Source organism: Methylobacterium tardum, from assembly GCF_023546765.1.
Classification (GTDB): Bacteria; Pseudomonadota; Alphaproteobacteria; order Rhizobiales; family Beijerinckiaceae; genus Methylobacterium; species Methylobacterium tardum.
Genome location: NZ_CP097484.1, coordinates 1,540,411 through 1,561,475, shown reverse-complemented (window position 1 = coordinate 1,561,475; position 21,065 = coordinate 1,540,411). Strand labels below are relative to the sequence as shown.

Sequence of the window (21,065 nt, the reverse complement as noted above, 5' to 3'; positions counted from 1 at the left end):
CTGTTGTGGCTCATAGGGATGCGAATCCCGATCGTTGTTCTTCTTGTTCTGTTCTTGTGCAGCAGGCGGTGGAGCTCGGTGCTATAGCCAGGACAGTCCACGCGGGTCGTTTATGTTGGCGGCAAGGCCGGTCGTGTCGTGGGCATCTTGCCGCGGCGGACCGCGGGCGCCGATAAGGCTCCACGCTGCGCTGCTCTGTTTGGTTCTCGACATCAAGGGCTTCACGGTCGCATCGCGTACCGAGCAATTGGCCGAGGCCGGATGAGAAGGCCATGAGCCGGCGCTTGCGGTATCCAGTTCCCCACCGCGCCGACCTGGCAACTGACGGTCTTAGTCTTCGCTGTGTGGTTGTCGCGTGCGGCCCGTGACACCACCTGCCGTCCCTGGGAGGTAGTCCATGGCCGCGTCAACGAGGTTCCTGTCCGCTGTCGCCGTCGCCTTCGTAGCCGGTATGGCGAGCACGGGCGCGTACATGTCCCGCGGCGACGCTCACAGGGACACTCCGGGAGCACCTCACGGAGCCACGCCCTCTCTCTCCGAACGCCTGCGGGCTGAAGCTCACGGGCAGTCGCTGCCCTGGTCGGAACCGGTGAGGGCCAAGCCGGCGCCGTCGAAGCTGACATTCACCCCCGAGCCGGCTGACGCGCGAGCCAAGGAGGGTGTGCGCGTGGCGGATCAAGGCCGGGCTCCCGGACCGCAGGCCAGCCCGGTTGCCCCGCCTGTCGTCCAATTGCCGGATGACGTGGGTCGGGTCGGCGACCGGCTCGCGCAATCCGACGGGCAGACCCCTTCCCCGGACGGGGATGAGGCTGATCTGGCGCCGGCCATCAAGCGTGCCCATTCATCCGAGGAGCGTGTCGCCGAAGCGCCCCGGCGTGCTCGCGCCTCGGACGCGGGTGGCAGGCGCCCGGTTGCCAGGACCGCTGAGGGGACGAGGATGGTCCGGCCGTCCGAGCAGGGTGACGAGCGCCCACGCGTAAGTACCGCGGACGCATCCAGGCGCATTCGGCCCTCGGAAGAGGAAGACCGACCCCGCACCAAGACGACGCAGGCGCCCCTGCGCGTTCGCCCGCTGGGGCCGGACGAGGAGCACCCGCGCTTGAGGGTCGCGGACGCTCCCCGGCGCCTCCGGGCCTCAGAGCCTGAGAATGATGGGTATTCCCGCGTCCGCACTGCCGAGGCGCAACGCCCTGCGCCCCGATCTCGGCCGGTGCCGTCGCGGAACCTGCCATCCCTCGCCGCGGCCGACGAGATCCGGAGCGCGGTCAGGCGGGCGGAGTCGCGCCGCGATCGCGGGACGGTCGCGCCGCCGTATCGCACGGCCAGCCTTGAGGGCGGCGACGACACCCCACGCGTTCGCGAGGCCCCCGTTGTCAGGCAAGACAACGAGCCGGACGACGAACCGCGCGTGAGGGTCCACCGGAGCGTTCCCGCATCGGACGGCCTGATGCGCTGGCTCTCCGGGCCGGGCGGCCGATTTTGAGCCCTCCCCGCACCCGAACTGGAGCTCCGCGCATGCCGGTGCCAGCCCTGCCGCTGCTCTGCACCGGCCTCGTTCTGTGCTCGTTTCCGGCCCTGGCACAATCAGGGCCGGAGATGCAACGACGCACGGCCTTCATCGCCGAGCGCTATCTCGCGATCTGGTCCTCGAATGACGGTGGCGCGGTCGCGGGCGTTCCGTACATGTACGGACCGACGGTGCAGTTCTACGGGCGTCCTTATACGCAGGGGCAGCTCATCGATGAAAAGCGAGCCGCCATCAGGCAGTGGCCTCAGCGCCGCTACGCCATCCGGCCCGGGACCCTGCGCGTGACCTGCAACGTGCCGCAAGCCAAATGTGCCGCGCGCGCAGTCATCGACTTTGAAGTGGCCAACCCGGCCCGGGGTGCGCGCAAGGCGGGCTCCGCACGGTTCGACCTCGGCGTCAGCTACGCGGGCCGGCAGCCGCGCATCCTGTACGAAGGCGGAGTCTGGGTCGTCGCCGCGCGGCGACATGAACAGGCCCGGTGCAACGAACGGCATCGACCTTGGACACATTGCCCGTCAGCAATGGCCGAAAATGCCAATTCTACTGACCTCCGGCTATTTCCTTCCGGTCGAGCTCGGTCGTTACGGTCCCTCCCAGCGGCCCCACGAGCAGCCGGAGACCCCGACGAGCGTTGCGTCCGCCGCGAGTGAGCCGCGGATGGCCGGCGGTCCGACGTTACGGCTGTAACTCTCTTCTTTGCGGCTGAAATGCTGCCGTAGCCGACTGGGCGCAGACACCCAAGCAGGAGCGGAAACAGTCGCCGACCGCCGAGCATAGGCTGGCGCGGCGCGTGCGGCTGACCATCGCTTGCTCCGCTACGGGGACCGCATGAAGATCCTGTTTGCCGCCACACCGGCCGCCGGCCACCTGAACCCGCTTCTTGCGATCGCGCGCATGGTCCTGGCTCGCGGCGACGAGGCCCTGGTCGCGACGGGCGCGTACCTTCGGCCGTCCGTCGAAGCATCGGGCGCGCGCTTCGTGCCGCTCGCCTCCGGCGCGGACATCGACTTCACGCGGGTCGAGGAGGTGTTGCCCGAGCGCGCCAGCCTGCCCCCGGGGCCGGAGCAGCTCCGCTACAATTTCGAGCGGATCTTCCTCGATCCAATGCCGCCACAGGCCGAGACGCTGCGCCGGATCATCGCGGCGGATCGCCCCGATATCCTCGTCGCCGATGATCTGTTCTTCGGCGCCACGGCCTTGTTCCTGGATCGCGAGACACCCCGGCCGCCGATCGTCGCCTGTAGCATCACGATTATGGTGGCGGACAGGCCGGACGGCGCCCCGTCGATGATTGGGTTGCCGCCGGCACGCGACGAGGCCACGCGGAAGATCTACGCGGCCATGGCGGTCGGAGCCGACGACGTTTTCGGTACGCCGATCCGCGCCTATGCGGACGCGAAGCTCGCCGCCATGGGCCTGCCGCCGTTGCCGTGCTCAGTGCTGCACTCGCGCCACCTCATGGCCGACGCTTTCCTGCAGACGACCGTACCGGCCTTCGAATACGACTTCGGGCCGCTGCCTGACCACGTTCGTTTCGTGGGCGCCTTACCGCCCCCGCCGCAGCGGGATTCCACGATGCCAGAGTGGTGGCACGAGCTCGACGGGTCCAGGAAGGTGGTGCTCGTGACCCAGGGCACGGTCGCAAACGCCGATTTCGGAGAACTCGCCGAGCCGACCCTCGCCGCGCTCGGCGAGCGCGACGACCTGCTGGTGCTCGTGACCACCGGCCGCCGGCCGATCAGGAACGTGCATGGCCCGATCCCGACGAACGCTCGGCTTGCCGAATTCCTCGATTTTGCGGCGCTCCTGCCGAAGATCGACGTATTGGTCACCAACGGTGGCTACGGGACCGTACAGCTTGCCCTTCGCGCCGGCGTACCCATTGTGGCGGCGGGGCGCACCGAGGACAAGGCTGAGGTCGGCGCACGGGTGGCGTGGTCAGGGGTGGGCATCGAGATCCCGTCGCAACGGCCTGCGGCCGAAGATCTGCGCGCGGCGGTCGACCGAGTCCTGTCCGAGCCGTCTTACCGCAAGCGGGCGGCGGCAATCGCGGCGGACATGGCGGCGATCGACACGCCAGCCACGATCCTCGGCGTTCTGGACGGCCTCGTCATCCAGGCTCGCGGGACGGATCTCTCCGCAAATCAATGATCTCGCATGGCCTGCTCCCGCGGTTCTGCTGGAAGCGAACATGCCGATTGCTGCTGCGACAAGAGGTTGTCCCTCGTGAAGAATACAGATCGTCTCGCGGAGCTGATCGAGCGCGACGCATGGCTCGACCTGTTTGCCTCCGCCCCCGATCATGTGCGCGACAGCCTTGGTCTGGCCAGCACGACAGTCGCCGACATGGGGCTGCTGGGCTGTCGAGCTATCCCGATTACGGAGCTCAATCGGGCGATGGCCGTCGGTGCGCAGAGCGCACCATCAGCCGACGACCTTGATGCTGTAGCCTCTTGGCTGGACGAGCATGCGGTTTCCTGGGCGCTGCAAATCGCACCCGGTGCTCAAACGCCTGTCCTGGATGAGTATCTTGCGCGTGCCGCTATGTCGAAAGCGGGATCAGGCTGGGCGAAATTCGTCGCGACGGATGATCTTAGCCCGCGCGCTCCGAGCGATGGGCCGGCAAACATCGAGGTTTTGAGTGGCGTAGGGGCTGAGGCGTTCGGGCGGGCCGTTGTGGAGGGATTTGGCCTGCCAGCGGTGTGCGAGGCCTGGTTTGCTGCCCTTGTTGACCGTCCGTCCTGGCGATGCTTCGGCGCCCTGGTGGACGGTGATGTGGCCGGCGTCGGCAGCATGTTCGTCCGAGACGGGGCCGCTTGGTTCGGGATCGAGGCGACCCGGCCAGCCTTTCGGGGTCGCGGGATACAGCGTAGCATCGTCGCCGCACAGATGAGCGCGGCTTCGTCAGCAGGCGCTACCATCCTCACCTGCGAGACCGCGCAACCCGCTGATCCGGCGGACGAAGGATATTCCTCTTATCGCAACCAGGAACGGGCTGGCTTACTCCACCGGTACGTGCGCCCAAACTTCAAACGGCCAGCCTGACCGTGGATCCGCGTCGAACCATGATTTTCACACGATTGCTGCCACTCATCTGACAGGATGAGAATAACGTAATTTCAAGCGTAACCGAGCTGCTGATCTCTTGAAACAGAGTCGAAATCCGACTGAGTTAAAAATTTACCGGAAGGTTGGGGGACTTGGCGCTCAACATCAATGCTTAGAACCAGCCAAGTCGAAACCTGCCGGCATGATCCACCGTCGCATGGTGTTTGCGCATGAAATCCGTTGCTTCTCAGATCTACGCCGCTGGCGTGTTTTCGGCGTCCGTTGTCTGCGCCGGGTCTGTCCTGGCGGAGCCGCTGCCGCTGTCCCGCGGCAATTACGTCCAAGCGGATCTGGCATGCGGGGGCGCGCCGTTGGCTGCATTGCGGACATACGACGGGCAGGGACTGGGTGGCCCGCACGACAGCAAATGCGTCAGCAAGATCATAGACGCCCATGGCAAGACGTACAAAATAGCGACCTCCTGCGCCGCCGCCGGGGACGGAAGCCCGGTCGTGCCTACGACCACGTCCGAAACGGTGTTCGTGCAATCGCGCGCGAGCTTCAAGATCGTGGATGCGTCAGCTGGCGATCGAGGGGGCGTGTCGTTTAAGCTTTGCGCTGGAAACAAATAAGTCCAGCAGGAGTATTGGCTGGCTTTTAGCCTCCGAGATTTGGCGCACGCAGCGCACCGAAGAGTTGGTGTTTCTCCATCGCGTGTGCACGCGGGCGATGCCGGGATGTTCGGGATTCTGATGCGCTCAAACGCATGGTACCATGTATAGCACTGGCCACCACTTCGAGCCTCCGGCGCCGCCGCTCGCACCCGATCGTGTCACCGGGCTCGGCGTCCTCATGCGGCTCCGCCGCAACGCCTTCTCGGCATTCCCGGCACGGTGCTTCTCCGCGCCGGCGATCAAGTACCGCCTGGGCATCACCGACCTGATCCTCGCCAACACCCCCGACGCCATGCGTCATGTCCTGGCCGATCATCCGGATCGTTTCCGCCGCGTGCGAGCGACAGGTCGCGTGCTCGGTCCCCTTCTCGGCAGGGGCCTCGCTGCTGCGGAGGGGGAGGCCTGGCGGCGGCAGCGGCGCACGCTTGCGCCCGCGTTCACGCCGCGGACACTGCCCGTCTTGTCGCAGCATATCGCGGCGTGCGCGGAGGCGACGTGCGCGCGGATCGAAGCCTCGAGTGACGGCTCGATCGACCTCTTGTCGGCGATGCAGGACCTGAGCCTGGACATCGCGGCGCGCTCGATGTTCTCGCTCGAGACGGCCCGTTTCGGGCCCGAGCTCAGGCGCCTGCTCGTGTTCTATTCCGCCACGATAGGGCGTCCCCGCGCGAGCGATTTCCTGCTGCCATCGAAGCTGCTGACGCCGACAGATGTGCGGCGTGCCCTGTTCCGGCGGCGCTGGTCGCGGATCATCTCCTCCGTCATCGCGGAACGCCGCACGACGGCGTCGCCGGACACACCGCGCGACATGTTCGATATGCTGGTGGATGCCTATAAGGACCAGGACGAGGGCTTGTTGGCCGATGAGGTGTCGACGATGCTCTTCGCCGGCCACGAGACCACGGGACTGACACTGTTTTGGGCGTGCTTTCTCCTCGCTAACGCGCCTGAATGGCAGGACGCCGTGCGCGAGGAGGCACGCGCATGCGACGTGTCGCCGAGTACGGCCGGAGAGGCGCTCGCGCGCTTGCCGCTGACGCGGGCGGTGGTCGAGGAAACCTTGCGACTCTATCCCCCGGCCTACATGTCCGCCCGCGCAGTCATGGATCCGCACGACCTATGCGGGTTGCCGGTCCGAAGTGGCAGCCTTGTCCTCCTTCCATTCTGCATGCTGCATAGAAATCCCGCGTTCTGGGCCTCTCCATCGCGTTTCGATCCATCGCGCTTCCTCGACGCCGCGAGGCCTGACCGTTTCACGTTCCTGCCATTTGGCGCCGGCCCACGTGTCTGCATCGGCGCTCAACTTGCCATCGCCGAGAGCATGCTTGTCCTCGCCCGGCTTCTGCGCGGCAACGCGATCGCGATGGAACACGCCGATCCTGTCCAGCCGATCGGGTCATTCTCGACGCGGCCGAGCCCTGTACCGGTGTTCAAGCTGCGCCGCGGCATGCCTCGGGCGCCGGTGAAAAGCCGGCGCGCTCGTTCTATGACCGAGCTGGGCGCAACGGCGAAGGGCCGCTCCCGGTCAGACGGCAACGCCGATGTCTGACGACGAGCGGTGCCATCCGGTCTGTCGCACCAGCGGCTACCAAGGTGCCCGTCGCGTCCGCCGCATGGCGCTGGAACTGTGCTGTGACGCTCACGTTTGGTTCGCCAACCGGCCACGTCAGGCTTGTTGGGGCATGCCGAATCTATGAGACTGATCGACCTCAATAGCGCGACGGCAGAGGAACTGGACGCAATCCCAGCCTTGAAGGGCCACGGTTTTGAGATCGTGCGCTACCGGCAGGAGCGCGGTCGTTTCACCAGCCTGCGTCAACTCAACGAAGTGCCAGGCTTGGCTGGCAAAACGGCGGCCTCGACGAAGCCCTGACCGTCGCGAACGACTGAAGACACTGAAGCGCGGACCTTGCCGCGCAACAAGCAGGTTTCAGCGTTGCGACGACAAAGGCCGACGTACTCTGGCTGGAACCTGACCTTCCGCTTTCGGGTATGCCGGGTATCGAAGCAGGTGCAGGATCGCGTCCGCTGCCGCCTCGGACGGGTAGCACATACCGCGACGGACCGGCTGCATCCGCGAGACGGAAGGCGGCCGGCGGTCGTGCTCGATCAGGGATGCGCCTTCCAAGGCGATCCGCAACGCTACCGGGCGGTGACGGCGGCCCGGATGGTCTCGTAATCAGCCCGCTTCAGAACACGTCTCGTGACCAGATCCTCGACCGACGCGTAGGGCCGAAACTCGACAACGCGTTTCCCGATCATGCCCGCTCCGAGCGCATTGAGTTGCTCGATCGAGGCTGAGTTCAGGTCGACACGCCCACCCGTCGCTGATGGCTCACCGGCGCTGTTCGCCACAGCGTCCGTCCCTGAGCCTGAGCTGGGTGCGACGTCGGCGAGCCTGGTAGGCGACCCGGCATCCGTCGGCGAACGGAGGCTCCCTGGCTGAGTGGAGGCAGAGGTCGGGCTCGCAGCCGAGGGGGCCGGATCCACTCCTCCTCTGTCTTGCGGAGACGGGGTGCTGCTGAGGGCCGATCCGGTCGACGGCCCAGTTGCTATGGTCCGGACCGGCTGGCCACTGGAACCCGTCGGCCGCTGCTGGGACAGCGGCACAGGGACCGACGCCTGTTTGCCCTGGCTCATCTGCGGGCGAGGGCCATGCGAGATCCAAAGCGTCGCCGCCACGACCGAAACTGCTGCGAGACCGGCGCTTATGAAGAGCGTGGATCGGATCATCTCGCCTCCCTCCTGGACTGACGGTATGGATGCCGCCTCGCCATGGCCTCTTCGAGGCAGTCTCGTCCAGTCGACCCGCGTCGACGCCTCGCCTCTCGCAAACGTCCACGTCCATGCCCGTCTGTTGGAAAGACGGGGCCTGCATGCACTCACCCCAGGATGAGGTGAGGCACGAAGCGGGCCCGGTCGGTGGTGATGCGGCGCGTCTCCTCGCGCATGCAGAGCTCTGCGGGTTCCGCGCCGACGATCCAGCTTCCGACAAGGGCATGGCGCCCCGCGAAGACGGGCAATTCCGCGAGCGCCTGGCGCACATGACCCTCTTTCCCGTAAGGCTCGTCGTCGCGCTCGAGGACCGCGCCGTCGCGGACGAGGAGCACATTCGCGCCCTCGCGCGCGTACAGCGGCTTTTTCGCGAAGGAAGTCCCGAGGACGGCCTGGGCGGGATCGTCCTCGAAGTAGGTCGGCAGCAGGTTCGGATGACCCGGCGCCATGGCCCAGAGATGCGCCAGCATCCCCTTGTTGGACAGGACCGCCTTCCACGGCGGCTCGATGAAGCGGGTCGGTGACGGACCGATGGCGGCGCCGAAGGCATCGGCGAACATCCATTCCCACGGGTAAAGCTTGAACACGGCGCCGAGGGGGCGGCCGTCGGCGTCGAGGAAGCGGCCGTCGTCGCCCAGGCCGATCGCCTCCATCGGCACGAAGGGGGCGCGCAGACCGGCCTGGACAGCGCAATCCTGGAGGTAGGCGACCGTGCCGCGATCCTTCGGCGCGTCGGGGAAGCACGCGAAGGCGACCGTGTCGGGCAGGCCCATCTCGCGGAAGCGCGCGATCAGCCGCTCATGCAGCGCGTTGAACTGGTCGGCGCCCGCCGGCAGGAATCCGCGCGCGAGGCCGTCCTCAAGCCAGAGCCACTGGAACACCGCGCTCTCGTAGAGGGCGGTCGGCGTATCGGCGTTGTATTCGAGGAGCTTGGCCGGCCCGGTGCCGGTCCCGCCGTAGCAGAGGTCCAACCGGCCGTAGAGCGTGGGATCGCGCCGTCCGAAGCTGTCGGCGATCGCGTCCCAGGCATGCTCGGGGATGGCCAAGGATGTCAGGATGGAAGCGTCCCGGACGGCGCGCTCGGCGAAGGCGAGGCAGAGCGCGTGGAGTTCCCGGGTCGGCGCCTCGATGTCGTCCTCGATCTCGGCGAGGCTGAAGGCGTAGTAGGCGCTCTCGTCCCAGTACGGCCCGTCCGCGAAGGTGTGGAAGGTGAAGCCCGCCTCGGACGCGCGCGCGCCAATCGGGCCGCTCCGAGACGGTCACGCGGCGCATCAGCCGCCCCTGGACCCGCCTGCGTGGCCGCCGAAGGCCGAGACGGCGCGTCCCGTCCCGCCGAAGCCGCCGCGGGCGACCGTGCGCGGCGTGCTCGTCGTGGTGCGCGCCACCGCGGAAGAGACGCGGGCGACGGAGCCGCCCGACGTGAGCACGCGCCCGCCCGCACCCGTGCAGTAGCCGCTCGCGAAACCGGCGGCCCCGTCGGACGCCGGGCGCTCCTCTTCCGGTGCGTGCCGATAGAGCGGCTGGGCGGGGAGGCTCTGCGCCGCGGTGCGGCCGATCATGTAGCCGGCCATCAGCGGCACGAAGCTTAACGTGTCTCCGAACGGGACATGGGGCCGCCGGGCAGGTGGCGGTGCCGCGCCGTCAGGGATAGCGGACCGGCGGCGGATCCTCGGGCAGCGGGATGAACTCGGCATCGTTCGGCACGGTGTCGAACCGGCCCTGGCGCCAATCTTCCTTGGCCTGCGCGATCCGCTCGGGCCGGGAGGAAACGAAGTTCCACCAGAGATGACGCGGCCCGTCCATCGGCTCGCCGCCGAGCACCATGAACCGGGCCGCCTCCGACGCGCGGATGCTGATCCGGTCGCCGGGGCGGAAGACCAGCAGCTGCCCGGGCCCGAAACCGTCGCCGGCGATCTCAATCGCGCCCGCGACCGTGTAGATCGCGCGCTCGTCGTAGGTGGGATCGAGCGGCAGCACGGCGCCCGCCTCCAGCGCCACGTCGGCGTAGACCATCGGGCTGGAGGTTCGCACGGGTGAGCGCGCCCCGAAGGCCTCGCCGGCGATCAGCCGGACGGTCTTGCCCTCGCCGGTCAGGACCGGCAGCGCCGCCGCATCGTAGTGCTCGAAGGCCGGCGCCGTCTCCTCGTCCCGGGCGCTCAGGGCGACCCAGCTCTGGATGCCGAACAGCTTCGAGCCGGTCTGCCGGAGGTCCGGCCCGGTGCGCTCAGAATGGGTGATGCCGCGGCCGGCCGTCATCCAGTTCAGCTCGCCCGGCCGGATCGGCAGCTCCGTGCCGAGGCTGTCGCGGTGCATGATCTCGCCATCGAACAGGTAGGTGACGGTGGACAGACCGATATGCGGGTGCGGCCGCACGTCCATGCCCTGCCCGAGCAGGAACTCGGAGGGGCCCATCTGGTCGAAGAAGATGAAGGGGCCAACCATCCGGCACTCGGTCGAGGGGAGCGCGCGGCGCACCGCGAACGAGCCGAGGTCGCGCGATCGTGGGACGATCAGAGTTCGGATCGCGTCGCAGCTGAAAGAATCGCCCGGGACCGGGTCATCCGCACTGTGCCAGCTCATCGCTCTTGCTCCTCTTTCGGCCAAGCCCGACCGGGTGAGACGGAATGCGCCCCGACGACGCGTCGCCGGAAGCACATTGCGCGATCCTGTCAGCGTCGAATACGGAAACCGGCGAAACGCAACGTTTCCATTTCCGGGCGCAAACCCTTGTCGGCCTGGTCATTCGCCGGCTGCCCGTGCGGCGTCACGGATCAGGCACGTGCGGGGTGCTTTCGCGTGTGAGGATCTGAGGCCGGCAGCAGCCCTCACCTGCCTGCAAGACCGAGACTTCAGGTCCGTGCTCTCACGAGGTCTGCTTGCGGGATGCCTGGGAGCAGTGCTTTACGACTCCTCTCCGCGGTTCCTCTCCTCGCCAGCATGACTCTGCCCAGCGAAACCCTGGACGCGGCCGTGAAGGCCGAGCTCGCCCCGTCCGGCACATTGCGGGCCGGTCTGATCGAGGCCCCCGCCCCCGGCCTCATCTTCGTCAGCCGCTCGGCCGACGGGACGCCCGCGGGCGTCACGGCCGATCTGGCTCACGACTTGGCGCAGAGGACTGAGTTGCCGCTCGCCGTCACTCTGTTCCCGAACTCGGGTGCGGCGGCCGCGGCGCTCCAGGCTGAGGCCATCGATGTCAGCTTCATGCCGGTCGACGCGACCCGGCGGCAGGTGCTCGATTTCGGTCCGGGCTACTACGACCTGGAGAGCACCTACCTCGCCAGCGCGGCATCGGGGATCACCGACGTGGCGCAGGTGGACCGGCCGGGTGTCCGCGTGCTGGCGATCGACGGGACCACGACGTTCCGCGCCTCCGCGCGCACCCTGATGCACACGCAGCCTGTCGCCGTGCCGTCCGTGGCCGAGGCCGTGTCGCGGATGCGCGCCGGGCTGGCAGATGCTTTCGCCCTCTCGCGCGATACCCTGCGGCCGGTGGTGCAGCAGGTCCCAGGCTCGCGGATCGTCACGGGCGGCTTCCAGCAGACGCAGGTCGCCGTCGCTGTCCCCAAGGGCCGTTCCGGCGCCCTCGCCACAGTCACGACTTGGCTGGATGAGGCGAAGCGGACTGGCGTCGTCCGGAGGATCTTCGACGCCCATGGGTTCAGCGGCGATCCGGTCGCGCCCTAAGACTGTCCAGCCGGCCGACAGCCAGCGCTGGGACTGCCGGTACACGACGAACCAGGGCGGCAAGTCTTGGGGCATCAGCCGCCACGGGCAGCGGCCTCACGCAGCACGCCAGGTTAGGGCGCGACCAGCGCCTGCTCCGCGTCGGAGATGTCGGGCCGATACGTCTTGCAGGCAGAACTCATCCCCGCCCATCCGAGCTTCGGCCCGACCCAGCTCCATAACAGCCTTCGGCAGCACGGGACGTCTGTGCTCGGCTCTTAATCCGCGCGATCCGGGCATCGACGAAAATTCTGCGGCCTGTGGCTTTGTTGATAGAAGACCGTGAACAATCCGTATTGTTCGTCTTGGACATATTGGACTCGCAGCTTGACGGTCCACCCTGAGTCGGCGAGATCTTGCTTTCAGAGTGCCACGACGAAGGGCACGCGGCGCACTTGGTCGCTTGGAGAGGAAACGATGGTCTTCGCTGGTCGCACGGCTGCCGCCGTGCTCTTGTTCACGCTCGCAGCGGCGCCGGCGCGCGCCGCAGACCCGATCAAGATCGGGCTGAGCGGCCCTTATACCGGGGGGTCGTCCTCAATGGGCGTCTCGATGCGCGACGGCGCCAAGCTAGCGGCCGCCGAGATCAACAAGGCCGGCGGCGTCCTCGGTCGCCCGATCCAGCTGATCGAGCGCGACGACGAGGCCAAGAACGAGGTCGGCGCGCAGGTCGCGCAGGAGCTGATAAACAAGGAGAAGGTGGTCGCCACCGTCGGGTTCATCAACACCGGCGTCGCTCTGGCCGCCCAGCGCTTCTATCAGGAAGCCGAGATCCCGGTGTTCAACAACGTCGCCACCGGGACGATCATCACCAACCAGTTCAAGGAGCCGGATTACGACGCGAACTACGTCTTCCGGAACTCAGCCTACGACGTGCTCCAGGCCGGCCTGATGGTCGACGAGGCGCTCGCCCAGGGTCACAAGAAGATCGCGGTCCTCGCCGACTCGACCAATTACGGCCAGCTCGGCCGCGAGGACATCGAGAAGTACCTCGCGACCAAGAACGTGAAGCCGGTCGCGGTCGAGAAGTTCAACATCAAGGACGTCGACATGACGGCCCAGCTGCTGAAGGCGCAGCAGGCCGGCGCCGAGGTGATCCTCGCCTACGGGATCGGGCCGGAACTCGCCCAGATTGCTAGCGGCATGGCCAAGCTCGGCTGGAAGGTCCCGATGATCACCAGCTGGCCCTCCTCGATGCAGAGCTTCATCGACATCGCCGGCCAAAACGGCAACGGCGTGATCATGCCGCAGACCTTCATTGAGGATCAGACCCTGCCGAAGCGCAAGGCGTTCCTGGAGAACTACTACAAGACCTACGGCGTGACGAAGATCCCGACCCCGGTGGCCGGCGCCCAGGCCTATGACTCGATCTATCTCCTCGCGGCGGCGATCAAGCAGGCCGGCAGCACCGACGGACCGAAGATCCGCACCGCGCTGGAGAACCTGAACGAGAAGGTCGAGGGCGTCGTCACCACCTACGACAAGCCCTTCACCGCCAAGGACCACAACGCGATCTCGCGCAACATGGTCGTGTTCGGGAAGGTGCAGGACGGCAAGATCGTCTACGCCAAGGACGAGGACGCCAAGAACGCGGGCGTGGTCCGCGTCAAGGAGAAGTCCTCAAACTGAGGTCGTCACGGCCGCGTCCGTCCGGGCGCGGCCACCCTCCCCGACCCGGCGGTGCCTCGGCCTGTCGGCGCTCCGCAGAGCGGTCCCGCGGCGCCCGCCGCGCGACCGGACGTCCCTCCGGTGACAGCGATCCCATGGAAATCCTGCTCCAGCTCATCGCCTCCGGCGTCGCGGTCGGCATGATCTACGCCGCCATCGCGTTCGGCTATCAGCTCACCTTCGCGACCTCGAAGACGCTCAATTTCGGCCAGGGCGAGGCGCTGGCGCTCGGGGCCCTGTTCGGCCTGACCCTGGTGCCGTTCGTCGGCTACTGGCTGATGATCCCGCTGGTCCTGGTCTTCGGCTTCACCCTCGGTGCGGTGGTCGAGCGCCTCGGCGTGCGCCCCGCCGTGAAGATCAAGTCCGAGTACGGGTGGATCATGGCCACCATCGCGCTCGGCATCATCTTCAAGAACGTTGCCGAGAACGTCTGGGGCCGCGACGACCTGAAATTCCCCTCCCCGCTCCCCGAGACGGCGCTCCAGATCGGCGGCGTGCGCATCCTGCCGATGGAGCTGCTGATCGTCGCGGGCGCGCTGCTGATGATGCTCGCCGTCGAGATCTTCAATCGCAAGTCGATCTGGGGGAAGGCGGTCGTCGCCACCTCCAACGACATCGACGCCGCCGGGCTGATGGGCATCAACACCCAGAAGGTGATCACCCTCTCCTACTCGATCAGCGCCATGACGGCGGCCTTCGCGGGCGTACTGGTGGCGCCCGTGACGCTGACCGGCGCCACGATGGGCTCGGTGCTGGCGCTGAAGGCCTTCGCGGTGGCGATCATCGGCGGCCTCGAATCCGGCCTCGGCGTCATCGTCGGCGGACTGATCCTCGGCGTCGCGGAGACGCTGACCGGCTTCTACATCTCGACCGGCTACAAGGATGTGCCGGGCCTGATCCTGCTCCTCGTCGTCCTCTCCATCCGCCCGGTCGGCCTGTTCGGCAAGGCCGTCATCAAGAAGGTCTGACCGTGACCGCCCGCATGACCCTCACGGCAGCCTGAGCCATGGCGCAGACCCTCGCCCCCGCCGACGCAGCCGTCCCGACCGCCGCCCCCAGCCTGTCGCGCCATATCGGCATCCTCGGCGCCGTGCTGCTGGTCGTCGGCCTCGCCGTGTTCCCGCACGTGGTCACGAGCTCGTACTACATCCACCTGATGGTGGTGATCGCCATCTACGCGATCCTGATCCTCGGGCTCGACATCGTGGTCGGCTATACCGGTCAGGTGAGTCTCGGCCATGCCGGCCTGTTCGGCGTCGGCGCCTATTCGGCGGCGGTGCTGTTCCTGCACTTCAAGCTCGGAATCTGGTGGGGCATCCTGGCCGGGATCGGCGTCACCTCGGCCTTCGGCGTGCTGCTGGCCGTGCCGGCCCTGCGGGTCACCGGCCCCTACCTCGCCATGGTGACGCTGGCCTTCGGCACGATCATCCAGATCTTCATCAACGAGCTGACGCCGCTGACCAACGGCCCGCTGGGCATCACCCTGCCGCCGGCCCGGGTCCTCGACTTCTCGCTCCTCGGCCTCCAGGCCCCCTGGGGCGCGGCCGGGCGCAAGCTCGAATTCTACTACCTCGTGTGCCTCGCGTTGCTCGCCACGATCCTCGTGGTCAACCGGGTGGTGCGCTCGCCCTACGGCCGCGCCTTCGAGGCGCTGCGCGACTCGCCGATCGCCTGCGACTGCATGGGCGTCAGCGTCTACCGCTACAAGGTCTACGCCTTCGTGATCTCGGCGGCGCTGGCCGGCCTCGCGGGCGCGCTGTTCGCGTGGTCGGAGCGCTACGTGGCGCCGAACTCCTACGGGTTCGAGCTCACCGTGCTGTTCCTGCTGGCCGTCACGATGGGCGGCCGCAAGTCGCGGGCGGGGCCGATCATCGGCTCGGCGATCATCGTGATGATGCCGAACGTGCTCGCCGATATCGGGCTGGTGCGGATCATGGCGGGCATCATCGCCGGCGCGGCGCTTATCGTGGGCGTTCTCGCCTTCCTGCGCCGCCGGGAGAACCGGTACGCCCTGCTGGTGCCGGTCGCGCTCTGCCTCGCCTTCTTCCCGGCGACGCTCGCGCTCGAATCCGTCACCGACTTCCGGCTGACCGTGTTCGGCCTGATGATCCTGTTCGTGGTCTACTACCTGCCGGACGGGATCGTCGGCTTCCTCCGCGAGACGATCCCCGCCCTGCGCCCGGCCCACACCGCCGAGGGCAAGAGCCTCCACGCCGAGGGCGCGGCGCTGAGTGCCCAGAGCGGCGACCGGGGCGCCGACCCGCTCCTCTCCGTCGATCAGGCGCTGATGCAGTTCGGCGGCCTCAAGGCGCTGGCCGGCGTCGACCTCACGGTGCGGCCGGGCACGATCCACGGCCTGATCGGCCCCAACGGCTCCGGCAAGAGCACGATGATGAACGTGCTCACCGGCATCTACCGGCCGACCGGCGGCAGCGTGACCCTGGCGCGCGGCCAGGGCACGAAGCGCCTCGACGGGCGCACGCCCTCCGAGATCGCCGCGGCCGGCGTCGCCCGCACCTTCCAGAACGTGCAGCTCTTCCGGGAGATGACGGCGCTGGAGAACGTGCTGGTCGGGCTGCACCACAGCTTCCGCGGCACCCTGTTCGACGCGATCCTCGGCACGCCGCGCCGGCGCCGGGAGGAGCGCGAGCAGCGTGCCCGCGCCATGGCGATCCTGGACTTCGTCGGCCTCGGCGCCCTGGCGCAGGTGGAGGCGCGCAACCTGCCCTACGGCAAGCAGCGCCTCCTCGAGATCGGGCGGGCGCTGGCCCTCGACCCGGTTCTGCTCCTCCTCGACGAGCCCGCCGCGGGCCTGACCGCCCCCGACATCGCCGAGCTGACGACGATCATTCGCAAGATCCGCGACGCCGGCATCACCGTCATCCTGATCGAGCACCACATGGACGTGGTCATGGGCCTGTGCGACCGCGTCAGCGTCCTCGATTTCGGCCACAAGATCGCCGAGGGCAGCGCCCGCGAGGTCCAGGCCGATCCGAAGGTGGTCGAGGCCTATCTCGGCAGTCCCGTCGCCGACGAGGAGTTGACCCATGCTTGAGGTCACGGGTCTGTCGGCCGGTTACGGCCAGGTCGAGGTCCTGCACGGCCTCGACTTCCAGGTTCCGAAGGGTCAGGTCGTGGCGCTGATCGGCTCCAACGGGGCCGGCAAGACCACCACGATGCGCGCCCTGTCGGGCATGATCCGGCCGCGGGCCGGCTCGATCCGCCTGAACGGGCGCGAGATCGGCGGCCTCGACAGCCACGACGTCGCCCGGTTCGGCCTCGCGCACTCGCCTGAGGGCCGGCGGGTGTTCCCGACCCTCTCGGTCGAGGACAACCTGACGCTGGGCGCCTTCCCGCGGCTGACCGGATCGCGGCCGAAGGGCGACGTCGCGGCCGACCGCGAGCGGGCCTTCGAGATGTTCCCGCGGCTCAAGGAGCGGCGCGCGCAGCTCGCCGGCACGCTCTCGGGCGGCGAGCAGCAGATGCTCGCCATGGGCCGGGCCCTGATGCTGCGGCCGGAGATCCTCCTGCTGGACGAGCCCTCGATGGGGCTCGCCCCCAAGCTCGTGGAGGAGGTCTTCCGGATCATCCGGCTGCTCAAGGCCGAGCAGGTGACGATGCTGCTCGTCGAGCAGTTCGCCATGGCGGCGCTCGGCGTCGCCGACCACGCCTACGTGCTGGAGAACGGCCGGATCCGCTTCCAGGGCCCAGCCCAGCAGATGCGCAACGATCCGGCCGTGCGGGCGGCGTATCTCGGCGGCAGCCATTAGACGGCCGGTCCCGGCCTTGCGTGAGGCGGGCCGACGCCGAGCCGGTCTCAGGTGCGGCCCCCAGGCCCGACAGGGCGTGACCCTGGACGCCTTCGACCGGTACGGCCGGTCCCGGGGGCACCGCATCCGCGTGCTACCGGCCGAGGATCATCGGCGGCGCTTCCGGCATCAGGCGGCCAAGAACGCGATCAGATCCGCATTCACCTGATGCTTGTGCGTCGAGCACATCCCGTGGGGCGCGCCCGGGTAGACCTTGAACGTCGCGCCCTTGATCAGCTTCGCTTGCAGCTCGCCCGCGCCCGCGATCGGCACGATCTGGTCGTCATCGCCGTGAAGGATCAGGGTCGGGATCGTCACGCTTTCCAGGTCGTCGGTCTGATCGGTCTCCGAGAAGGCCTTGACGCAGTCGTACTCGGCCTTCAGCCCGCCCATCATGCCCTGGAGCCAGAAGGAGTCGCGCAAGCCCTGGCTGACCGTCGACCCCTCCCTGTTCGCGCCGTAGAACGGACCGGAGAGGTCCTTGAAGAACTGGGAGCGGTCGCCGGAGACGCCGGCGCGGATGTCGCCGAACACCGTCATGGGCAGTCCGCCGGGATTGGCGGGCGACTGCACCATGATCGGCGGCACGGCGCTGATCAGCACGAGCTTGGCGGCGCGGCTATGCGCGTGCTGAGCGACGTAGCGCAACGCTTCGCCACCGCCGGTCGAATGGCCGACATGGACCGCGTTGGTCACGCCGAGGGCCCCGACGACGGCGGCGAGGTCGGCCGCGTAGGTATCCATGTCGTGGCCGGACCACGTCTGGCTTGAGCGGCCATGCCCGCGCCGGTCATGGGCGATGCAGCGAAAGCCCTCGTCCGCAAGGGCCATCATCTGGTCTTCGAAGGCGTCCGAGGAGAGCGGCCAGCCGTGGCTGAACACCACCGGCCGGCCCATCCGCGGCCCCCAATCCTTGTAGAAAATCTGCGTTCCGTCGCCCGTGGTCACAAAGCTCATCGTTGTTCCTTCTCGCGTCGGTGCCGTCGTACTCTCAGCCACAGGCCGCTGTCATGGGGCCATCGGCCCGGGGATCCCGGACCGCGCGTTCCGTTTGCGCGTCTGAACGCGCGTGATGCTGAAGGGGCCTGCCGCCCGGCACCGGCAGCGTTCATGCCGCCTGTCCGGTGCCGCAGCCGCGCGGTGCCGCGAAGGTGCGGGTCTGGAAGGCGCTGTCGAGTTTCCTGGGACAGCCCCGGGCCCGCCCCGGCCTGGTGCACGACGATCGTGTCGTCCCGGTCGTTGATCCGGAACAGGAGGTCGCCCTTGACCTCCTGCCGAGACACGCCGTCCTCAGCCAACCGAACGCGTCTTATTTCTGCCTGAAGCTCGGCAACGGATGGTCAGCGGAGGCCTATACGCGTGCCGCCGAGGAGGCCTGGGTGGGCGTCACGCTCCTCAGCCTGTTCGCGGCGTCGTCGTTGCACCCAAGCGATGCCGTCCGGGTCTGCGTGAACGCAGCGCCCGACCAAGAGGTGCTTCGAGGGCCCCTGGAGACGCTGGCCGGCTTGCTTGAGGCCGGTGCGCCGCCCTCGGTTCGGTTCAGGGCCGCAGTGTGAAGCCAAGGTCCACCGCACCGGTCTCGGCGAGACGGAGCTGGCCGGCACCCGGACCGGATCCCAAACTAGAAACACCCCAGGAGCGGTTGCTCCCAGGGTGTCGCCGACCTCGCGGCCAGTTTGATCGGGCTGGGGATGCGAAGGTCAACCGGATGGCTGCTCTTCGACGGCGGAGAGCGATGAGGAGGACCAGCTACCCCTCGCCCGCCGCCGCAACTCCCGGGATAGATACCGGGAGCAGCGCGACAGGCTCTTAGTACGAGCCGAACTTGTAGTTCAGGCCGGCGCGGACGACGGCGAACTCGTCGTCGCGGCGACCGATCGGGCTGTAGTAAGCCGGGACCAGGTTGGCGGCGTTGACGACCAGGGCGCCCTGGTTGCGGTTGCCGCGCTCCAGGTTCACGTACAGACCTTCGATCTTGAACGTCACCGCCGAGGAGCGGAAGAAGTTCAGGAACGACTCGGTGGGCAGGGCGAACTCGACGCCGCCGCCGACCGCGTAGCCGGTGCGGAAGCTGTCGTTGCCGGCATAGCCGCCGAACGAACGGTCAGCGCTGCCCGAGCCGTAGGCGAAGCCGCCGGTGGCGTACACGAGGGTGCGGTCGAAGGCGTAGCCGAGGCGGCCGCGCACGGTGCCGAAGTAGTCGAGGCTCGACAGGCCGCGCGGGTCGGTCACGTAGTAGCCCGGGGCGACGGCGCCGGAGATGAAGGCGTTGTTCCGGTTGCGGCCGAAGTCGAGGTACTGGGCGTCGGCCTCGATGCCGAACACCACGCCCGAGCCCGGGGTCAGCTGCCAGTTGTAGCCGATCTGGGCGCCGCCCGAGAAGCCGTCCTGGCTGCGATCGCGGAAGGTGGCGGTGGTGCCGAGGGCGGCGTAGGGGGCGGGGACGCCGAACACCGAGCCGTTGGAGCGGCTGCTGGCGTCGAAGGCGTAGCCGGCGTTGATACCGAAGTACGCGCCGGTCCAGGTGAAGACCGGGACGGGGGTGAACACCGGCGGCGGGGCAGCGCGGCGCGGCAGGTCGGCGGCCGAGGCGGCAGCGGTCAGCGCGGTGAAGGCGGCCAGGGAGGCGATGAGCTTGGTCATTGGGTCAGGTCCAAATTTCAGTCTGGATGTATGACTACCGATCCGTGGCCGAATTGGCTGTAGTTTTACGGACACACTCGTCGACGATGGGGCAGGCCGGCATAGTAAACCGAATATGAACATGCCTGAAGTCGGTAGAATACTTCACGATCGACACGGCCGAGCGCCATAACATCTCAGCGGCGCTTTGGTTGCGTCTGGCCGATGCGTTGCCGCGGGCCTGTGGCAGATGCGCGACAGGCTGGATCAGCGGGCGTGCTGCAAAGGGGAGCATCCCACCGTGTCGTGCGCCCTGCCCTGCCGATCCGGCCGGAGCACCGCTTCGACGATCCGGACCCACGTCGTTCCGGCCGCGGCTCATTGAGATCGCGACACCTCTGACAAGGCGGACGTCAATCAAGACGCCTTCCGCCAGCGATGCCCCCTGATCGGCGGCCGGCCGGAGCATGCGCGGTGACGCCCGCGGAGGCTGCCGCGTCGGCCCTGCCGCTCTGCCGTGGATGACGCAGCCGCGCCGTGCGCAGGTCGCCCTGCCCGTCCAGGACGCGGGCTGCGGCCCGCGCGAAGCCGAGAGGATCGGGCGCGCCTACGGTCTGGCAGGCGCTGAACGCGAGGCCGTGCGCGCGCTGTCCGTCGATGCGGCCCTGCAGACATCGCCCTGCGCTCCCGTCTGGAAGCGCAGGACCTACGCAGAAAACCACATTGTTGCCGCACTGTTGCTCAAGCTTGGCCATATGCGTGACCGTGCGTGAACGCATGGCCGCCGCGATCGCCTAACCCAGGAGAGCAAATGCTGGTCAACCACGAGCGCCGTCTTCTGAATAAAGCCGCCGAGGCCCGCGACTACCGGATCTCGATTTATCGGAAACCCGACGACTCCTGGCCCAGCGATCACAGCCGCCTCACCGCACTGGAAAGCAGCGGGCATCTGGAACAGGTCGGCGGCCACGACGCCGGCGGTGAGCTTGCCACTTGGCAGATCACAGCCACCGGGCTGAGCCAGCTCCAGGCTCTCACGGTTGGAGGCGCGTGATGGCCTCGATCAAGATCCGCGCGACCGACGACGGCACTTTCGTGGTCTACCGCAACGGTACGGCCGTCGCGTCTGGCCTGACCCGCGACCAAGCTGAGCGCTGCGCAACCGTGCTCGGCTGGATCGCCTAGACGGCCCGTAGCTTCCGCGCCGTAGCCAGAGCA

General features: G+C 67.9%; 19 protein-coding genes and 1 pseudogene. 15 read left to right on the top strand and 5 right to left on the bottom strand.

Translation table 11 applies throughout. The features are described from left to right. The first annotated feature begins 1,515 nt into the window (after nt 1–1,515). From M6G65_RS07390 to M6G65_RS07365, 6 genes are all read left to right on the top strand, one after another. Complete coding sequence (locus M6G65_RS07390) at nt 1,516–2,178, top strand: hypothetical protein (protein ID WP_250103763.1); 663 nt, start codon at nt 1,516–1,518, stop codon at nt 2,176–2,178. Between the two features lie 178 nt (nt 2,179–2,356). Then, on the top strand, nt 2,357–3,679 hold the full coding sequence (locus tag M6G65_RS07385) for a glycosyltransferase (RefSeq protein ID WP_250103762.1): 1,323 nt from the start codon (nt 2,357–2,359) through the stop codon (nt 3,677–3,679). 75 nt (nt 3,680–3,754) lie between these two features. Then, nucleotides 3,755–4,573, top strand: coding sequence for a GNAT family N-acetyltransferase (locus tag M6G65_RS07380; RefSeq protein WP_238199683.1), 819 nt, complete (start codon nt 3,755–3,757; stop codon nt 4,571–4,573). Between the two features lie 233 nt (nt 4,574–4,806). After that, nucleotides 4,807–5,208 carry a hypothetical protein gene (locus tag M6G65_RS07375; protein WP_238199681.1) on the top strand — a complete coding sequence of 134 codons (402 nt, stop codon included), beginning with the start codon at nt 4,807–4,809 and terminating at the stop codon, nt 5,206–5,208. A gap of 142 nt (nt 5,209–5,350) precedes the next feature. After that, the gene (locus tag M6G65_RS07370) at nt 5,351–6,799 is read left to right on the top strand and encodes a cytochrome P450 (protein WP_238199680.1); all 1,449 of its coding nucleotides are present in this window, start codon (nt 5,351–5,353) and stop codon (nt 6,797–6,799) included. 144 nt (nt 6,800–6,943) lie between these two features. Beyond that, nucleotides 6,944–7,123 carry a ComEA family DNA-binding protein gene (locus M6G65_RS07365; protein ID WP_238199679.1) on the top strand — a complete coding sequence of 60 codons (180 nt, stop codon included), beginning with the start codon at nt 6,944–6,946 and terminating at the stop codon, nt 7,121–7,123. Between the two features lie 1,009 nt (nt 7,124–8,132). On the opposite strand, the pseudogene M6G65_RS07355 reads toward M6G65_RS07365, so the two are convergent. The 3 genes and pseudogenes from M6G65_RS07355 to M6G65_RS07345 form a co-directional block, all read right to left on the bottom strand. Next, nucleotides 8,133–9,297 (bottom strand): annotated as a pseudogene (locus M6G65_RS07355) (glutathionylspermidine synthase family protein). Further along, nucleotides 9,297–9,596, bottom strand: a complete 300-nt coding sequence (locus tag M6G65_RS07350) for a DUF1190 domain-containing protein (protein WP_347710495.1) — start codon at nt 9,594–9,596, stop codon at nt 9,297–9,299. The pseudogene M6G65_RS07355 and the gene M6G65_RS07350 overlap by 1 nt, the downstream one beginning before the upstream one ends. Nucleotides 9,597–9,666: 70 nt before the next feature. Beyond that, nucleotides 9,667–10,605, bottom strand: a complete 939-nt coding sequence (locus M6G65_RS07345) for a pirin family protein (protein WP_238199677.1) — start codon at nt 10,603–10,605, stop codon at nt 9,667–9,669. A gap of 357 nt (nt 10,606–10,962) precedes the next feature. Between M6G65_RS07345 and M6G65_RS07340 the strand changes: the two genes are divergently transcribed. The 5 genes from M6G65_RS07340 to M6G65_RS07315 all read left to right on the top strand — a co-directional run bounded on the left by M6G65_RS07340 (nt 10,963) and on the right by M6G65_RS07315 (nt 17,186). Beyond that, nucleotides 10,963–11,709, top strand: a complete 747-nt coding sequence (locus tag M6G65_RS07340) for a transporter substrate-binding domain-containing protein (protein WP_238199676.1) — start codon at nt 10,963–10,965, stop codon at nt 11,707–11,709. A 456-nt stretch (nt 11,710–12,165) separates the two neighbouring features. Beyond that, on the top strand, nt 12,166–13,377 hold the full coding sequence (locus tag M6G65_RS07330) for an ABC transporter substrate-binding protein (protein WP_238199675.1): 1,212 nt from the start codon (nt 12,166–12,168) through the stop codon (nt 13,375–13,377). Between the two features lie 134 nt (nt 13,378–13,511). Further along, a complete protein-coding gene (locus M6G65_RS07325) occupies nt 13,512–14,384 on the top strand; it encodes a branched-chain amino acid ABC transporter permease (RefSeq protein WP_238199674.1) in 873 nt (290 codons plus the stop codon). 38 nt (nt 14,385–14,422) lie between these two features. Continuing rightward, nucleotides 14,423–16,471, top strand: a complete 2,049-nt coding sequence (locus tag M6G65_RS07320) for a branched-chain amino acid ABC transporter ATP-binding protein/permease (RefSeq protein ID WP_238199673.1) — start codon at nt 14,423–14,425, stop codon at nt 16,469–16,471. After that, nucleotides 16,464–17,186 (top strand): ABC transporter ATP-binding protein, encoded by a 723-nt coding sequence (locus tag M6G65_RS07315; RefSeq protein WP_238199672.1) that lies wholly within the window; start codon nt 16,464–16,466, stop codon nt 17,184–17,186. The genes M6G65_RS07320 and M6G65_RS07315 overlap by 8 nt, the downstream gene beginning before the upstream one ends. A 168-nt stretch (nt 17,187–17,354) precedes the next feature. On the opposite strand, the gene M6G65_RS07310 is transcribed toward M6G65_RS07315, so the two are convergent. After that, nucleotides 17,355–18,182, bottom strand: a complete 828-nt coding sequence (locus M6G65_RS07310) for an alpha/beta fold hydrolase (protein ID WP_250103761.1) — start codon at nt 18,180–18,182, stop codon at nt 17,355–17,357. Nucleotides 18,183–18,349: 167 nt separating this feature from the next. Between M6G65_RS07310 and M6G65_RS07305 the strand changes: the two genes are divergently transcribed. Further along, a complete protein-coding gene (locus M6G65_RS07305) occupies nt 18,350–18,781 on the top strand; it encodes a hypothetical protein (protein ID WP_238199669.1) in 432 nt (143 codons plus the stop codon). Nucleotides 18,782–19,034: 253 nt separating this feature from the next. On the opposite strand, the gene M6G65_RS07300 is transcribed toward M6G65_RS07305, so the two are convergent. After that, nucleotides 19,035–19,868 carry an outer membrane protein gene (locus M6G65_RS07300; protein WP_250103760.1) on the bottom strand — a complete coding sequence of 278 codons (834 nt, stop codon included), beginning with the start codon at nt 19,866–19,868 and terminating at the stop codon, nt 19,035–19,037. 500 nt (nt 19,869–20,368) lie between these two features. On the opposite strand from M6G65_RS07300, the gene M6G65_RS07295 reads away from it, so the two are divergent. The 3 genes from M6G65_RS07295 to M6G65_RS33405 are packed head-to-tail and all read left to right on the top strand — an operon-like array spanning nt 20,369 to nt 21,032. Further along, nucleotides 20,369–20,620 carry a hypothetical protein gene (locus M6G65_RS07295; RefSeq protein WP_238197342.1) on the top strand — a complete coding sequence of 84 codons (252 nt, stop codon included), beginning with the start codon at nt 20,369–20,371 and terminating at the stop codon, nt 20,618–20,620. Nucleotides 20,621–20,658: 38 nt separating this feature from the next. Continuing rightward, nucleotides 20,659–20,901, top strand: a complete 243-nt coding sequence (locus tag M6G65_RS07290) for a hypothetical protein (RefSeq protein WP_238197341.1) — start codon at nt 20,659–20,661, stop codon at nt 20,899–20,901. Continuing rightward, the gene (locus tag M6G65_RS33405; protein ID WP_283214881.1) at nt 20,901–21,032 is read left to right on the top strand and encodes a hypothetical protein; all 132 of its coding nucleotides are present in this window, start codon (nt 20,901–20,903) and stop codon (nt 21,030–21,032) included. Before M6G65_RS07290 ends, M6G65_RS33405 begins: the two co-directional genes overlap by 1 nt. Nucleotides 21,033–21,065: the final 33 nt, after the last annotated feature.

Coding starts and splice junctions, on each gene's coding strand:
- M6G65_RS07370 (WP_238199680.1), top strand. CDS start 5,351: ATGTATAGCACTGGCCACCACTTCGAGCCTCCGGCGCCGCCGCTCGCA.
- M6G65_RS07290 (WP_238197341.1), top strand. CDS start 20,659: ATGCTGGTCAACCACGAGCGCCGTCTTCTGAATAAAGCCGCCGAGGCC.
- M6G65_RS07315 (WP_238199672.1), top strand. CDS start 16,464: ATGCTTGAGGTCACGGGTCTGTCGGCCGGTTACGGCCAGGTCGAGGTC.
- M6G65_RS07320 (WP_238199673.1), top strand. CDS start 14,423: ATGGCGCAGACCCTCGCCCCCGCCGACGCAGCCGTCCCGACCGCCGCC.
- M6G65_RS07300 (WP_250103760.1), bottom strand. CDS start 19,868: ATGACCAAGCTCATCGCCTCCCTGGCCGCCTTCACCGCGCTGACCGCT.
- M6G65_RS07365 (WP_238199679.1), top strand. CDS start 6,944: ATGAGACTGATCGACCTCAATAGCGCGACGGCAGAGGAACTGGACGCA.
- M6G65_RS07375 (WP_238199681.1), top strand. CDS start 4,807: ATGAAATCCGTTGCTTCTCAGATCTACGCCGCTGGCGTGTTTTCGGCG.
- M6G65_RS33405 (WP_283214881.1), top strand. CDS start 20,901: ATGGCCTCGATCAAGATCCGCGCGACCGACGACGGCACTTTCGTGGTC.
- M6G65_RS07385 (WP_250103762.1), top strand. CDS start 2,357: ATGAAGATCCTGTTTGCCGCCACACCGGCCGCCGGCCACCTGAACCCG.
- M6G65_RS07325 (WP_238199674.1), top strand. CDS start 13,512: ATGGAAATCCTGCTCCAGCTCATCGCCTCCGGCGTCGCGGTCGGCATG.
- M6G65_RS07295 (WP_238197342.1), top strand. CDS start 20,369: ATGACGCAGCCGCGCCGTGCGCAGGTCGCCCTGCCCGTCCAGGACGCG.
- M6G65_RS07390 (WP_250103763.1), top strand. CDS start 1,516: ATGCCGGTGCCAGCCCTGCCGCTGCTCTGCACCGGCCTCGTTCTGTGC.
- M6G65_RS07310 (WP_250103761.1), bottom strand. CDS start 18,182: ATGAGCTTTGTGACCACGGGCGACGGAACGCAGATTTTCTACAAGGAT.
- M6G65_RS07350 (WP_347710495.1), bottom strand. CDS start 9,596: ATGGCCGGCTACATGATCGGCCGCACCGCGGCGCAGAGCCTCCCCGCC.
- M6G65_RS07345 (WP_238199677.1), bottom strand. CDS start 10,605: ATGAGCTGGCACAGTGCGGATGACCCGGTCCCGGGCGATTCTTTCAGC.
- M6G65_RS07340 (WP_238199676.1), top strand. CDS start 10,963: ATGACTCTGCCCAGCGAAACCCTGGACGCGGCCGTGAAGGCCGAGCTC.
- M6G65_RS07330 (WP_238199675.1), top strand. CDS start 12,166: ATGGTCTTCGCTGGTCGCACGGCTGCCGCCGTGCTCTTGTTCACGCTC.